Origin of the sequence: Pseudomonas rubra, from assembly GCF_028656935.1 — a bacterium.
Classification (GTDB): domain Bacteria; phylum Pseudomonadota; class Gammaproteobacteria; order Pseudomonadales; family Pseudomonadaceae; genus Aquipseudomonas; species Aquipseudomonas rubra.
This window is the reverse complement of sequence record NZ_JAMDGZ010000019.1, coordinates 205,389-219,172: the sequence shown is the minus strand read 5'-3', so window position 1 is coordinate 219,172 and position 13,784 is coordinate 205,389. Positions and strand designations below refer to the sequence as shown.

The 13,784-nt window shown below is 61.8% G+C and carries 12 protein-coding genes; 4 read left to right on the top strand and 8 right to left on the bottom strand.

All coding sequences use genetic code 11. The annotated features are described in order from the left end of the window. Positions 1 to 2: 2 nt before the first annotated feature. The 7 genes from M5G17_RS10520 to tkt all read right to left on the bottom strand — a co-directional run bounded on the left by M5G17_RS10520 (position 3) and on the right by tkt (position 8,472). Positions 3 to 2,123, bottom strand: coding sequence for a putative bifunctional diguanylate cyclase/phosphodiesterase (locus M5G17_RS10520; protein WP_273892853.1), 2,121 nt, complete (start codon positions 2,121 to 2,123; stop codon positions 3 to 5). 213 nt (positions 2,124 to 2,336) lie between these two features. Beyond that, entirely contained in the window at positions 2,337 to 3,401 is a 1,065-nt protein-coding gene (fba, locus tag M5G17_RS10515) for a class II fructose-bisphosphate aldolase (RefSeq protein ID WP_273892852.1), read from the bottom strand. Between the two features lie 97 nt (positions 3,402 to 3,498). After that, entirely contained in the window at positions 3,499 to 3,825 is a 327-nt protein-coding gene (locus M5G17_RS10510) for an MliC family protein (protein ID WP_130262751.1), read from the bottom strand. A 51-nt stretch (positions 3,826 to 3,876) separates the two neighbouring features. Beyond that, on the bottom strand, positions 3,877 to 4,128 hold the full coding sequence (locus M5G17_RS10505) for a hypothetical protein (RefSeq protein WP_420793373.1): 252 nt from the start codon (positions 4,126 to 4,128) through the stop codon (positions 3,877 to 3,879). Then, positions 4,128 to 5,291 (bottom strand): phosphoglycerate kinase, encoded by a 1,164-nt coding sequence (locus tag M5G17_RS10500; RefSeq protein ID WP_273892850.1) that lies wholly within the window; start codon positions 5,289 to 5,291, stop codon positions 4,128 to 4,130. Before M5G17_RS10500 ends, M5G17_RS10505 begins: the two co-directional genes overlap by 1 nt. Positions 5,292 to 5,303: 12 nt before the next feature. Next, positions 5,304 to 6,371 (bottom strand): erythrose-4-phosphate dehydrogenase, encoded by a 1,068-nt coding sequence (gene epd / locus M5G17_RS10495; protein WP_273892849.1) that lies wholly within the window; start codon positions 6,369 to 6,371, stop codon positions 5,304 to 5,306. Between the two features lie 103 nt (positions 6,372 to 6,474). Further along, the gene (gene tkt / locus M5G17_RS10490; protein ID WP_273892848.1) at positions 6,475 to 8,472 is read right to left on the bottom strand and encodes a transketolase; all 1,998 of its coding nucleotides are present in this window, start codon (positions 8,470 to 8,472) and stop codon (positions 6,475 to 6,477) included. Positions 8,473 to 8,731: 259 nt separating this feature from the next. Here tkt and M5G17_RS10485 point away from each other — a divergent pair, with 259 nt between their 5' ends. The 4 genes from M5G17_RS10485 (at position 8,732) to M5G17_RS10470 (ending at position 13,237) form a co-directional block, all read left to right on the top strand. Then, the gene (locus tag M5G17_RS10485; RefSeq protein ID WP_273892847.1) at positions 8,732 to 9,733 is read left to right on the top strand and encodes an ArsR/SmtB family transcription factor; all 1,002 of its coding nucleotides are present in this window, start codon (positions 8,732 to 8,734) and stop codon (positions 9,731 to 9,733) included. Positions 9,734 to 9,745: 12 nt separating this feature from the next. Then, positions 9,746 to 10,936, top strand: coding sequence for a methionine adenosyltransferase (gene metK / locus M5G17_RS10480; RefSeq protein WP_130262739.1), 1,191 nt, complete (start codon positions 9,746 to 9,748; stop codon positions 10,934 to 10,936). Between the two features lie 166 nt (positions 10,937 to 11,102). Next, complete coding sequence (ligB, locus tag M5G17_RS10475; RefSeq protein ID WP_273892846.1) at positions 11,103 to 12,782, top strand: NAD-dependent DNA ligase LigB; 1,680 nt, start codon at positions 11,103 to 11,105, stop codon at positions 12,780 to 12,782. A 59-nt stretch (positions 12,783 to 12,841) separates the two neighbouring features. Next, the gene (locus M5G17_RS10470; protein ID WP_273892845.1) at positions 12,842 to 13,237 is read left to right on the top strand and encodes a DUF1090 domain-containing protein; all 396 of its coding nucleotides are present in this window, start codon (positions 12,842 to 12,844) and stop codon (positions 13,235 to 13,237) included. Between the two features lie 59 nt (positions 13,238 to 13,296). On the opposite strand, the gene M5G17_RS10465 is transcribed toward M5G17_RS10470, so the two are convergent. Beyond that, complete coding sequence (locus M5G17_RS10465) at positions 13,297 to 13,743, bottom strand: c-type cytochrome (RefSeq protein ID WP_273892844.1); 447 nt, start codon at positions 13,741 to 13,743, stop codon at positions 13,297 to 13,299. Positions 13,744 to 13,784 lie beyond the last annotated feature (41 nt).

Sequence of the window (13,784 nt, the reverse complement as noted above, 5' to 3'; positions counted from 1 at the left end):
AACTACACCCGCTGCCAGTCAAAAAAGCCCGGAAACACCCCGGCATCAAGCGCGGTCATCGGCCGTGCCACCAGAAAGCCCTGCACGTACTCGCAGCCATTGGCCCGCAGCCAGTTCGCCTGTTCAAGGGTTTCGACACCTTCGGCAATCACGCTGATAGCGTACTGCCTGCACAACTCGATGACACAGCACACCAGCGCCGCGTCGGCCTGAGAATCTGGCAATCGGGCGACCAGATGCCGGTCGAGCTTGAGCGTATCGATCGGCAGGTCACGCAACATGCGCAACGAACAATCGCCGGCACCGAAATCGTCCAGGGCGATACGCACGCCCAGCTCGCGCAACTTGCGCAGCTGCTTCAAAGCCACGTCGTTGTTGACCATCAACGAGGTTTCGGCAACCTCGACCTCAAGCTGCGCCGGGTCCAAGCCCTGGCTGGCGATCACCCGCCCCAGCTCCTCGGCCAGGTTAGGCATGGCGAACTGCACACGGCTAAGGCTGATGCCCAGCACCAGAGAGGGGTCGAAGCATTCGCGCCAGTCGCGCCGCTGGGCCACACCCTGGGCATAGATCCAACTGGCCAGTTGCGAGATCAGCCGCGCCTCCTCCAGCAAGGGCAGGAACAACCCCGGCGGGACATCGCCGACGCTTGGGTGCTGCCAGCGCAGCAGCGCCTCAAAGCCACGCAGGCGCCCATCGGCGAAGGCCACCTGAGGCTGATAGACCAGGCTGAAGTCCTGGTGCTCAATGGCCCCGCGCACCGAGTTTTCGAGCATCAAGCGTGAGCGCGCCCGGCCATTGAGGTCCTGGTCGTAATAGCGGTATTGCTGGCGCCCGGCCTGCTTGGCCGCATACATCGCAGCATCGGCCGCGCGCAGCAGGCCGTCGAGGTTGGCGCCACAGTCGGGGTAGGTGGCAATGCCGATACTCACGCCCAAGGTGACGTCCATGCCTTCGACCTGCTGACAGATGGACATCCGCTCGATCACCCGCTCGGCAAAGCGCGCGGCCTGCTCCGGATACTCCAGGGCATCGAACAGCGCAGTGAACTCATCGCCGCCCATCCGCGCAAGGATCGCTTTGGCCCCCAGGCAATCCTTGAGCTGCTCGGCGACCCAGTGCAGCACCCGGTCGCCAGCTTCATGACCAAGAAAGTCATTGATGTGCTTGAAGCCATCCAGGTCCAGGTACATCAAGGCCTGGCTCTTGTCGCTACGCTCATTGCGCACCAACGCGCTCTCGGCCGCCTGGTAGAAGCCGCGGCGATTGAGCAGGCCGGTCAAGGGGTCGGTGACGGCCTGAAACTCCAGTTGCTGGTGCAGGCTGCGCACCACCGACATGTCCAGCACGGTGACGACCATGGCCCGCTGGCCGTCGGTCAGGGGCGAACACGACAGCGCCACCGGCACCGGCTCACCGCTCGCCGTGCGCAGCAGGGCATCGTGAATGCGGAAGATCTGCCGATCCAGGTAGGCCTGATAAAAGGCCGACTCACTCCACAAGGTCATCCCCGGCGCTTGCACGAAGTCGAGCAGGCGAGTGCCCTGCAACGCCTCGACGGGCGCCTTGAGCAAGTGTGAAATGGCCGGGTTGGCAAAGGTGATCTGACCATCCTCAGCCACCACCAGAATGCCTTCGGCGGCATTGTTGAGCACCGAGGCACTGAATGCCCGTGCAGCTTCCAGGTCGCGACTCAGACGCTGCAACGAGCGGCGGTTGCGCTGCTGTTCGAGCAACGCCTGGACCTTGGGCTTGAGGATCTGCGGGTCGAAGGGCTTGAACAGGTAGTCAACCGCGCCACTGGCATAGCCCTTGAGCACGGCGGCCTGGGACTGCTCGTTGGCGGTAAGGAAGATGATCGGGGTCAGGCGCGTGCGCTGACTGCCGCGCATCAAGCGGGCGACCTCGAAACCGTCCATGCCCGGCATCTGCACATCCAGCAGGACCAGGTCCACTTCATGTTCGAGCAGCGCGCTCAGGGCTTCGGTCCCCGAGCTCGCGGTGAGTACTTGCCAATCCTGGCGAGCCAGCAAGGCCCGCATGCTGATCAGGTTTTCCGGGTAGTCATCAACGACCAGCAGCACTGAGCCGCTATCGTGTGACTGAGGTTGCGCGCAATCCATGCTGCTTCTCTTTGGACACCCATGCCGGACTTCGGCTGAAATCTGTGCGTAACTCTAGACCCGCCTGCCAGAAATCTGAAGTCAGCACATTGCCATCATGGGCGGAATAGCCTGTTAGCCGACTAACGGTCTGTCTGTTCGGGCCATGCCCGCCGCCTCCCTGGCGCGCGGGCATAAAAAAACCCGCATCACTGCGGGCTTTTCTGTTCAGGCTCAGTTGACCTTGGCGGCCAGCTCACCCTTGGCGTAACGCTGGAACATCGCTTCCAGGGAGATCGGTTTGATCTTCGAAGCGTTGCCTGCGGTGCCGAAGGCTTCATAACGCGCGATGCACACGTCACGCATGGCCTTGACGGTTTCGCCAAAGAACTTGCGTGGGTCGAACTCGCTCGGGTTCTGCGCCATCAGGCGACGCATGGCACCGGTGGAAGCCAGGCGCAGGTCGGTGTCAATGTTGACCTTGCGTACACCGTATTTGATGCCTTCGACGATTTCTTCAACCGGTACGCCGTAGGTTTCCTTGATGTCGCCGCCGTACTGGTTGATGATCGCCAGCCACTCTTGCGGTACCGAGGACGAACCGTGCATCACCAGGTGGGTGTTGGGGATGCGCTTGTGGATTTCCTTGATGCGGTCGATTGCCAGCACGTCACCGGTAGGTGGTTTGGTGAACTTGTAGGCACCGTGGCTGGTACCGATGGCAATCGCCAGGGCATCGACCTGGGTCCGTTTGACGAAGTCGGCGGCTTCTTCCGGGTCGGTCAGCATCTGGCTGTGATCCAGCACGCCTTCGGCGCCGATACCGTCTTCTTCACCGGCCATGCCGGTTTCCAGCGAACCCAGGCAGCCCAGCTCGCCTTCAACCGAAACGCCACAGGCGTGAGCCATGGCAACGGTTTGCTGGGTAACGCGCACGTTGTAGTCGTAGTCGGTCGGGGTCTTGCCGTCTTCGCCCAGCGAGCCGTCCATCATCACCGAGCTGAAGCCCAGCTGGATCGAGCGCTGGCAGACGTCAGGGCTGGTGCCGTGGTCCTGGTGCATGCACACCGGGATGTGCGGGAACTCTTCGATGGCCGCCAGGATCAGGTGGCGCAGGAACGGTGCGCCAGCGTATTTGCGAGCACCGGCCGAGGCCTGGACAATCACCGGGGAGTCGGTCTTGTCGGCGGCTTCCATGATGGCGCGCATCTGCTCAAGGTTGTTGACGTTGAAAGCTGGAACGCCGTAGCCGAATTCAGCGGCGTGGTCCAGCATCTGGCGCATGCTAATGAGTGCCATTGTGTATCTCTCTCCCGACAAGCGTCGTTTTTCGTGCAAGCCTGCCGCAGCGGCGGTTGCTATTCAAGTAGTGTGGGCCTTCAAGCGGCCCGGCCAGTCACGGCGCCTTGCAGCCCCGCCCTATCAAATCGTTGGTGGCGACCCAGTACACCAGGCCCTCTTCACCCTTGCTGTGGAACGCCAGCACTCCATCGCTGTACAACGCACCCGAACCACTGGGCTCAGGCTTGAGCCGGTAGACCTGGTCACCGCCGCCCAGGCGCACATCCACGTCCTGCTGACTGCTATCGGCAAAGCGCCAGAGCACTTCAGCCTGGCTGTCACAGACCCAGCGGGTCCAGTTGTCGGTGGGTGCAGGCGCAGGTTTGAAGCTTGCGCAACCACCAAGCACTGCCAGGGCCATCAAGGCCAGTACCGCTTTCATCCAATATCCTCTAGCAGACCACAAACCGGCCGGTAGGTTGCCGCAAACCGATCAAGGGCAACCCTGGGCACGACGTTGATGTTCGTCGTCGTATTTTTCCAGGCCATCCGGGCCCAGCCTTTTGTTGATCACCGGGGCTGTTTCAGCCTGCCATTCAGACTGATAGCAACCACCTTTCGGCGCGCCGGGCTTTTGCGCCGCTTGCTCCGGATTGCTGGAGCAAGCGCCGAGCAGCCCGGCCAGGATAATCACAGGCAATTGCTTGACCATCAGGTCGCTCCCTTTGCCAGGCGCTGAGTGAATCAGGCCTTGGCCCGCTGTTCCAGCACTTCAACGGCCGGCAGCACTTTACCTTCGACGAACTCGAGGAATGCACCGCCACCGGTAGAAATGTAGGAGATTTGCTCGGCAACGCCATACTTGTCGATGGCCGCCAGGGTATCGCCACCACCGGCGATGGAGAACGCAGCGCTGTCGGCGATGGCCTTGGCCAGCACCTTGGTGCCGTTGCCGAACTGGTCGAACTCGAACACCCCGACCGGGCCGTTCCACAGGACGGTCTTCGACGACTTCAGCAGCTCGGCGAAGTTGGCTGCGGTTTGCGGGCCGATGTCGAGGATCATGTCGTCTTCGGCAACGTCAGCCACCTGCTTGACGGTCGCTTCGGCGCTTTCAGCAAATTCCTTGGCAACCACGACGTCCACCGGCAGCGGCACGTTGACCTTGGCGGCGATGGCCTTGGCGGTGTCGATCAGGTCAGGCTCGTACAGCGACTTGCCCACCGGGTGACCGGCCGCAGCCAGGAAGGTGTTGGCGATGCCGCCACCGACAATCAGCAGGTCGCAGATCTGGCTCAGGCTGTTGAGCACGTCCAGCTTGGTAGAAACCTTGGAGCCGGCAACGATGGCTGCCATCGGCTTGGCCGGGGCTTTCAGGGCCTTGCCCAGGGCGTCCAGCTCGGCAGCCAGCAGCGGGCCTGCAGCCGCCACCTTGGCAAACTTGGCCACGCCGTGGGTCGAACCTTCGGCGCGGTGAGCGGTGCCGAAAGCGTCCATCACGAACACGTCGCACAGTGCGGCGTACTTCTGCGCCAGCTCGTCGGCGTTCTTCTTCTCGCCCTTGTTGAAGCGCACGTTCTCGAACAGGACGATGTCACCGGCCTTGATGTCGACGCCGTCGAGGTAGTCGGCAACCAGCGGCACGTCGCGGCCCAGGGCCTTGCTCAGGTACTCGGCGACCGGCTTGAGGCTGTTCTCGGCAGAAAACTCGCCTTCGGTCGGACGGCCCAGGTGCGAACAGACCATCACGGCCGCGCCTTTTTCCAGGGCCAGCTTGATGGTCGGCAGCGAAGCGAGGATGCGCGCATCGCTGGCAACCACACCGTCCTTCACAGGTACGTTGAGGTCTTCGCGGATCAGTACGCGCTTACCTTGCAGATCGAGGTCGGTCATCTTCAACACGGTCATGAATGCAGTCCTTCAGGGCTGTTTACAAGTGGAGCGGGTTTGATTGACGACGTGCAGAAAGTGATCGGCAACGTCGAGCATACGGTTGGCAAAACCCCATTCGTTATCGAACCAGGCCAGCAGGTTGACCAGCCGGGGGCCGGAAACGCGGGTCTGGCTGGCATCGACAATCGCCGAATGCGGGTCATGGTTGAAATCACAACTGGCGTGAGGCAATTCAGTGTAGGCCAGCAGACCCTGCAACGGGCCGCTCAGGGCGGCTTCGCGCAGCACCCGGTTGACCTCGGCCGCGGTGGTGTCGCGGGCAGTCTGCAAGGTGATGTCCAGGCACGACACGTTGACGGTCGGCACGCGTACGGCTTTGGCCTGAATTCGCCCGGCAAGTTCCGGCAGTAACCGCTCGATGCCGCGGGCCAGGCCCGTGGACACAGGGATCACCGACTGGAACGCCGAACGGGTCCGGCGCAGGTCTTCATGGTGGTAGGCGTCGATCACCGGCTGATCGTTCATCGCCGAGTGAATGGTGGTGATCGACACGTACTCCAGGCCAAAGGCCTGGTCCAGCACCCGCAGCAGCGGCACGCCGCAGTTGGTGGTGCAAGAGGCGTTGGAGACCAGCTTCTCGCTGCCGTTCAGGCAATCCTGGTTGATGCCGTAAACGATGGTTGCATCGACATCCGCTTCACTGGCCATAGGCTGGGAGAACAGCACCCGTGGCGCACCGGCGTCGAGAAAGCGCTGGGCATCGGCGCGGGTGTTGTAGGCGCCGGAACACTCCAGCACCAGATCGACGCCAAGCGCCGCCCAGTCAACCCCTTCGGGGGTGGCACTGCGCAAGACTTTCACGCAGTCGCCATTGATATGCAGACAATCGCCATCGACCTTCACCTCACCGGGGAAACGCCCATGGGTGGAGTCGAAGCGTGTCAGGTATTCGATACTGGCCTGATCGGCCAGGTCGTTCAGTGCAACGATCTCAAAGCCCGCCTTCGCCCCCCGCTCAAAGAGTGCGCGCAAGACGCAACGACCAATACGGCCGTAGCCGTTGAGTGCAACTTTGTAAGGACGCGATTGGGGCATGGGATGCTCACGGAACAGAAGCGTTATCTGCAATCGCGGGGCAAGCCCGCTCCTACAGGACTGTAGGAGCGGGCTTGCCCCGCGATGAATCCAGCACGATCGATCAGTCTTCCAGCAGCTCTTCAGCAGTACCCAGGATGTTTTCCAGGGTGAAACCGAACTCTTCGAACAAGGCCGACGCAGGTGCCGACTCGCCGTAGGTGGTCATGCCGATGACGCGGCCTTCGAGGCCGACGTACTTGTACCAGAAGTCGGCATGGGCCGCTTCGATGGCAATACGCGCACCGACTTCCAGTGGCAGTACCGACTGTTTGTAGGAAGCGTCCTGGGCATCGAACACACTGGTGCACGGCATCGAAACGACGCGGGCCTTGCGGCCTTGCTCGGTCAGTTTGTCGTATGCCTGAACAGCCAGGCCCACTTCAGAACCGGTAGCGATGAGGATCAGCTCAGGCTCGCCTGCGCAGTCTTTCAACACGTAGCCGCCACGGCTGATGTCAGCGATCTGACCGGCATCACGGGTTTGGTGCTGCAGGTTCTGACGCGAGAAGATCAGCGCCGAAGGGCCGTCTTTACGCTCCAGGGCGAACTTCCAGGAAACCGCCGACTCGACGGCATCGGCTGGGCGCCAGGTGTCCAGGTTTGGCGTGCTGCGCAGGCTGGTCAGTTGCTCGATCGGCTGGTGGGTCGGGCCGTCTTCGCCCAGGCCGATGGAGTCGTGGGTGTAGACGTGAATGACGCGCTGTTTCATCAGCGCCGACATGCGTACTGCGTTACGCGCATATTCCATGAACATCAGGAAGGTCGCGCCGTAAGGCACCAGGCCGCCGTGCAGGGCAACGCCGTTCATGATCGCGGTCATGCCGAACTCGCGCACGCCGTAGTACATGTAGTTGCCACTGGCGTCTTCAGCGCTGACACCTTTGCAACCTTTCCACAGGGTCAGGTTGGAACCGGCCAGGTCAGCCGAACCGCCAAGCATTTCAGGCAGCAGCGGACCGAAGGCGTTCAGGGCGTTCTGGCTGGCTTTACGGCTGGCGATGGTCTCGCCCTTGGCCGCGACTTCGGCGATGTAGGCCGCTGCTTTTTCGGCGAAATCAGCCGGCAGGTCACCGCTCAGGCGACGCAGCAACTCGCTGGCCAGTTCCGGGAAGGCTGCGGAGTAGGCGGCGAAACGCTTGTCCCACTCGGCTTCGGTAGCCTTGCCGGCTTCCTTGGCGTCCCACTCGGCGTAGATGTCAGCCGGGATTTCGAACGGGCCGTGGTTCCACTTCAACGCCTCACGGGTCAGGGCGATTTCCGCGTCACCCAATGGGGCGCCGTGGCAGTCTTCCTTGCCACCTTTGTTCGGCGAACCGAAGCCAATGGTGGTCTTGCAGCAGATCAGCGTCGGCTGCGCGCTCTTGCGAGCGGTGTCGATGGCAGTCTTGATCTCTTCCGGATCGTGGCCGTCGACATTGCGGATCACCTGCCAGTTGTAGGCTTCGAAACGCTTAGGGGTGTCATCGGTGAACCAGCCTTCGACTTCGCCATCGATGGAGATGCCGTTGTCATCGTAGAAGGCAATCAGTTTGCCCAGGCCCAGTGTACCGGCCAGGGAAGCGACTTCGTGGGAAATGCCTTCCATCATGCAACCATCACCCAGGAACACATAGGTGTGGTGATCGACGATGTTGTGGTCCTTGCGGTTGAACTGACCCGCCAGGACTTTTTCCGCCAGGGCGAAACCAACGGCATTGGCCAGGCCCTGACCCAATGGGCCAGTGGTGGTCTCGACGCCCGGGGTGTAACCGAACTCCGGGTGGCCCGGGGTACGGCTGTGCAACTGACGGAAGCTCTTCAGGTCGTCGATCGACAGGTCGTAGCCGGTCAGGTGCAGCAGCGAATAGATCAGCATCGAGCCGTGGCCGTTGGACAGCACGAAGCGGTCACGGTCAGCAAAGTTCGGGTTGGTCGGGTTGTGTTTCAGGTAGTCACGCCAAAGAACCTCGGCGATATCCGCCATGCCCATAGGGGCACCGGGGTGGCCGCTGTTGGCCTTTTGCACGGCATCCATGCTGAGGGCACGAATGGCGTTGGCACGCTCACGACGGCTGGGCATCGCTTATCTCCTGGGTGTTGAATTAGTTACGAAACGAAAAAAGGCGGCCATTTTCGCCCAGGCACATGCCCGGGGGCAATGACGGATGGTCGATGCAGCATGATTTTCCTGTGATTGAGAGAAGAATCAGGCGTAAAGCCGGGCAAACAGCTGGATCGGTTGCGTAGCCTGCGACGAATTGCCCCGCCTATCGCGCAATATCAAAACTTTTTGATATTGCCCTTGCGACCTTTTCGCTGCCTGACTAGACTGCCGCTCCATGAACCTGCCCGTACCGTCGATCCGTCAAGAGCAAAGCGATGCGCTGGCCGCCCTGTGCAAGGCCGGCGGTGATCCGTTGCGCCTGAACGTATTGCGCGCATTGGCCAGCGATTCGTTCGGCGTACTGGAGCTGGCGCAGATCTTCGCCATCGGCCAGTCGGGCATGAGCCATCACCTCAAGGTGCTGGCCCAGGCCGGCCTGGTGGCGACCCGCCGCGAAGGCAATGCGATCTTTTACCGCCGCGCCCTGCCCGATGGCCTCAGCCTCGGCGGCAAGCTGCATGCCGCACTGCTCGAAGAGGTCGACAGCTTGAGCCTGGCCGATGAAGTACAGGCACGTATCGCGCAGGTGCAACAACGGCGCGCGGCTACCAGCCAGGACTTTTTCCTGCGTGTCGAAGAAAAATTTCGCGCCCAGCAGGATCTGATTGCCGGTCTGCCGCAGTACCGCGAAAGCCTGCTCGCACTGCTCGACAAACTCAGCTTCGAAGCCAACGCCGACGCCCTTGAAGTGGGCCCCGGCGATGGCGAATTTCTTCCCGAGCTGGCCCGGCGCTTTACCCGGGTCACAGCTCTGGACAACAGTCCGACCATGCTCGACCTGGCCCGCCAGGTCTGCGAGCGCGAAGGTCTGGCTAATGTGAACCTGCAGTTGGCCGATGCACTCAGTGCAACGGATGTGGACGCCGACTGCGTAGTGCTGAACATGGTCCTGCACCATTTCAGCGCCCCGGCCGAAGCCCTGCGGCAGCTGGCCAACCGCGTGAAACCAGGCGGCAGCCTGTTGGTAACAGAGTTGTGCAGCCACGACCAGAACTGGGCCAGAGAGGCCTGTGGCGATATCTGGCTGGGCTTTGAGCAGGACGACCTGGCCCGTTGGGCCAGCGCTGCGGGACTGGCTCCCGGGGACAGCCTCTATGTGGGCTTACGTAATGGTTTCCAGATTCAGGTCCGCCATTTTCAGCGACCGGCTGGCGACATCACCATCGGTAAATTTTAGGAACCCGTCGAGATGAGCGAATACTCCCTTTTCACCTCCGAGTCCGTGTCTGAAGGGCATCCGGACAAAATCGCCGACCAGATTTCGGACGCCGTACTGGACGCCATCATCACCCAGGACAAGTTCGCCCGCGTGGCCTGCGAAACTCTGGTGAAAACCGGCGTAGCAATCATCGCTGGCGAAGTCACCACCTCGGCCTGGGTCGACCTGGAAGACATCGTCCGTAAAGTCATCGTTGATATCGGCTACAACAGCTCCGACGTCGGCTTCGACGGCGCGACCTGCGCGGTCATGAACATCATCGGCAAACAGTCGGTCGACATCGCCCAAGGCGTTGACCGCAGCAAGCCTGAAGACCAGGGTGCGGGCGACCAGGGCCTGATGTTCGGCTACGCCAGCAACGAAACCGACGTGCTGATGCCAGCGCCGATCTGCTTCTCGCACCGCCTGGTCGAGCGTCAGGCCGAAGCCCGTAAATCCGGCTTGCTGCCGTGGCTGCGCCCGGATGCCAAATCGCAGGTTACCTGCCGTTACGAAGGCGGCAAGGTGGTCGGTATCGACGCCGTGGTGCTGTCGACCCAGCACAACCCTGAAGTGTCGCAAAAAGACCTGCAGGAAGCGGTGATGGAGCTGATCGTCAAGCACACCCTGCCAGCCGAACTGCTGCACAAGGGTACCCAGTTCCACATCAACCCGACCGGCCAGTTCATCATCGGTGGCCCGGTAGGCGACTGCGGCCTGACCGGCCGCAAGATCATCGTCGACAGCTACGGCGGCATGGCCCGTCACGGCGGTGGCGCGTTCTCCGGCAAAGACCCATCCAAGGTTGACCGTTCCGCTGCCTACGCCGGTCGCTATGTAGCCAAGAACATTGTCGCCGCTGGCCTGGCCGAGCGCTGCGAGATCCAGGTTTCCTACGCGATCGGTGTCGCTCAACCGACGTCGATCTCGCTGAACACCTTCGGCACCGGCAAGATCTCCGATGACAAGATCGTCCAGTTGGTGCGCGAGTGTTTCGACCTGCGTCCGTACGCGATCACCACCATGCTCGACCTGCTGCACCCGATGTACCAGGAAACCGCGGCCTATGGTCACTTCGGCCGTACCCCGCAGCAGAAGACTGTCGGCGACGACACCTTCACCACCTTCACCTGGGAACGCACCGACCGCGCCGACGCCCTGCGCGCCGCTGCTGGCCTGTAAGTAACAGGTGATCAAGAAGCCCCGTCCGGGAAACCGGTCGGGGCTTTTTTGTGCAGAAACGGGGCGCTGCACGATCGCCCGACACATGACCTGACAGTTGCGAACCCGCAAGGCGAACAAACTTTCCTAGGCTTGTTACTCCACCCCACCGAGCAAGGATGCTCGCATGTTGCACACCTCGCTGCTCCCCCTGCTGCTCTTGCCCTGGCTACTCCCGACACAAGCGCAAACCTGTCCAGACTGGTCGCCGATCCAGGCCCGGGCCGAAATCCACCAGCTCCAGCAAACCCTCGCCCGCTGGGACGACCACTATCATCGCCAGGGCGTATCACTGATTGCCGACGAACTCTACGACCAGAGCCGCACACGCCTGAGCCGTCTGCAAACCTGCTTCCCGTCGCCGACAAAGCCGCAGAACAATCCACTGAAAACCGCCGCGGGCCCGCTGCGCCACCCGATACCCCATACTGGTCTGGGCAAGCTCGCCGACGAAGCGGCCGTCAAAGCCTGGTTGCACGGCAAGCATGACCTGTGGGTTCAGCCCAAGATCGACGGCGTGGCCGCCACCCTGGTCTATCGCGGTGGCAAGCTGGTGCAGTTGATCAGCCGCGGCGACGGCGTCCACGGCCACGACTGGAGCCGACACATTCCTTCACTGGGCACGCTCAACCAACAACTGCCCGAGCCTCTCGACCTGGTTCTTCAGGGCGAACTGTTCTGGCGCCTGGAGGGCCACGTGCAGGCCAACGCCGGCAGCCTCAACGCCCGCGGCAATGTCGCCGGCCTGCTGGCACGTAAAAACATCAGCGCCGAACAGGGCGCGGTGGTCGACCTGTTTGTCTGGGCCTGGCCACTGGGGCCAGCCGATCAGCGCGAGCGACTCAAAGGATTGAGTGCATTGGGCTTTGCATACAGCGAGCACTACAGTGAACCCCTGGCCAGCTTTGCCGATGCTGCCAAGTGGCGTGAGCACTGGTACCGCAGCCCGTTACCCTTCGCCAGCGACGGTGTGGTGATACGCCAGGGCAAGCGCCCGGATGGCACTCGCTGGCAAGCACGCGCGCCTTACTGGATAACAGCCTGGAAGTATCCCTTTGCCCAGGCCCTCGCCGAAGTCCGCGATGTGCGGTTCACTATCGGCCGTACCGGGCGCATCACCCCGGTGCTGCAGATAAAACCGGTGCAACTGGATGATCGGCAGGTCCGCCAGGTCAGCCTGGGCTCCTTCCAGCGCTGGCAGCAACTGGACATCCGCCCCGGCGACCAGGTCGCCATCAGCCTGGCCGGGCTGACCATCCCACGTCTGGACAAGGTCGTACATCGTAGCGTTCAACGCAGGGACCTGCTGGTGCCGGACCCTGCACAGTATCACCCGCTCAGTTGCTGGCAGCCGGAGCCCGACTGCCGTAACCAGTTCATTGCCCGACTCAACTGGCTCAGTTCCAGGCAGGGCCTGGACATGGCACGACTGGGGCCCGGTACCTGGGAAAAGCTGATCGACAGCGGCCATGTCCGCCGCCTGGGCGATTGGCTTGATTTGCAAGACGAGGACTTGCAAACCGTTCCCGGGCTTGGCGAGCGTAGCCGTCAGCAGTTGTTGCATGCCTTCGACCAAGCTCGTAGGCAACCCTTTGAGCGCTGGCTCAGTGCGCTGGGCATACCAGCCTCCACAGCAATCGCCCCATCCACCACTTGGGCAGACCTGCTCCAGCGCGATGCCGAACAGTGGCTGACCGAGCCCGGTATCGGTCGCGGGCGTAGCGCTCAATTGCTGGCATTTTTCCACTCGCCAGAGGTGCAGAAAGTGGCTGAACAATTGCGCAGACACACAATAGAGGGTTTCTAATTCTTCCAGATCAGGGCAGCATCATGGATTCTGCCAAGCCCGCGACAACGGAGCCCCTAATGAAACTGCTTTCCCCGCTTGCCCTGGTCACTGTCTGCTCACTTCTGGCCACGCCCTTGCTGGCTGCTGAACAGGAGCCTGGCCTGACCGGTTGCGCAGCCAAGAAGCAAGCCATCAGTGAACAGATCGAACAGGCTCGCGCCCATGGCAACAGCGACCAGCAAGCCGGCCTGGAAAAAGCCCTGAGCGAAGTAAACGAGCACTGCACCGATGCCGGCCTGCGCAAAGAGCGCGAACAGAAAGTCCTCGATGCCCGCCACGAAGTGAACCAGCGCACCAAGGACCTGGACAAAGCCATGAAAAAAGGCGATGCCGAGAAGATCAACAAGCGCAAGGACAAGCTGGCCGAGGCCAAGAAGGAATTGCAAGAAGCGCTGGATGAGCTGGAGAAGTAATCGATAGGAGCGGCGGCTTGACTGGCCTCATCGCGGGTCAAGCCCGCTCCTACAGTGAATCAGTGATTACGAAACTCGGTATGGCAGGCTTTGCACGCCGCCTCGACCTTGTCCATCGGTGCAGCCAGGTCCACAGCCTTGAGTGGCTGAGTACGGGTCATCGCTACCAGTTCGGCGGTGCTGGTCTCCATCTGCCGGGCCAGGTCCTGAAAGCGCGCCTGCTTCTCCCAGACATCGGCACGAGCGCTGGTATCATCCTCTTCGCGAACCTGCGGGAAGTGCTTCCACGGTTCACGAGACAGGTTATCGAGTTTGACTGCACCGTCGGCAAACTTCTGTCCATCGAAGGCCAGGCGCCCGCGCAGCATGCCACCCAGGTCTTCGCTGGTCTTGAGCATTTGTTTGAAGATCGTCTTGCGCTGACCCAGTGGCGAGTTGGGATCAACCCCGCCACAGGCACTCAGGGTCAAACACGCCAGCAGTACAACAGAAAGTCGCTTGAGCATCTTGATCACTTCGGCTCAGGGAAAAAGGCGGCCAGTATCCT

Coding starts and splice junctions, on each gene's coding strand:
- M5G17_RS10520 (WP_273892853.1), bottom strand. CDS start 2,123: ATGGATTGCGCGCAACCTCAGTCACACGATAGCGGCTCAGTGCTGCTG.
- fba (WP_273892852.1), bottom strand. CDS start 3,401: ATGGCACTCATTAGCATGCGCCAGATGCTGGACCACGCCGCTGAATTC.
- M5G17_RS10510 (WP_130262751.1), bottom strand. CDS start 3,825: ATGAAAGCGGTACTGGCCTTGATGGCCCTGGCAGTGCTTGGTGGTTGC.
- M5G17_RS10500 (WP_273892850.1), bottom strand. CDS start 5,291: ATGACCGTGTTGAAGATGACCGACCTCGATCTGCAAGGTAAGCGCGTA.
- epd (WP_273892849.1), bottom strand. CDS start 6,371: ATGCCCCAATCGCGTCCTTACAAAGTTGCACTCAACGGCTACGGCCGT.
- tkt (WP_273892848.1), bottom strand. CDS start 8,472: ATGCCCAGCCGTCGTGAGCGTGCCAACGCCATTCGTGCCCTCAGCATG.
- M5G17_RS10485 (WP_273892847.1), top strand. CDS start 8,732: ATGAACCTGCCCGTACCGTCGATCCGTCAAGAGCAAAGCGATGCGCTG.
- metK (WP_130262739.1), top strand. CDS start 9,746: ATGAGCGAATACTCCCTTTTCACCTCCGAGTCCGTGTCTGAAGGGCAT.
- ligB (WP_273892846.1), top strand. CDS start 11,103: ATGTTGCACACCTCGCTGCTCCCCCTGCTGCTCTTGCCCTGGCTACTC.
- M5G17_RS10470 (WP_273892845.1), top strand. CDS start 12,842: ATGAAACTGCTTTCCCCGCTTGCCCTGGTCACTGTCTGCTCACTTCTG.
- M5G17_RS10465 (WP_273892844.1), bottom strand. CDS start 13,743: ATGCTCAAGCGACTTTCTGTTGTACTGCTGGCGTGTTTGACCCTGAGT.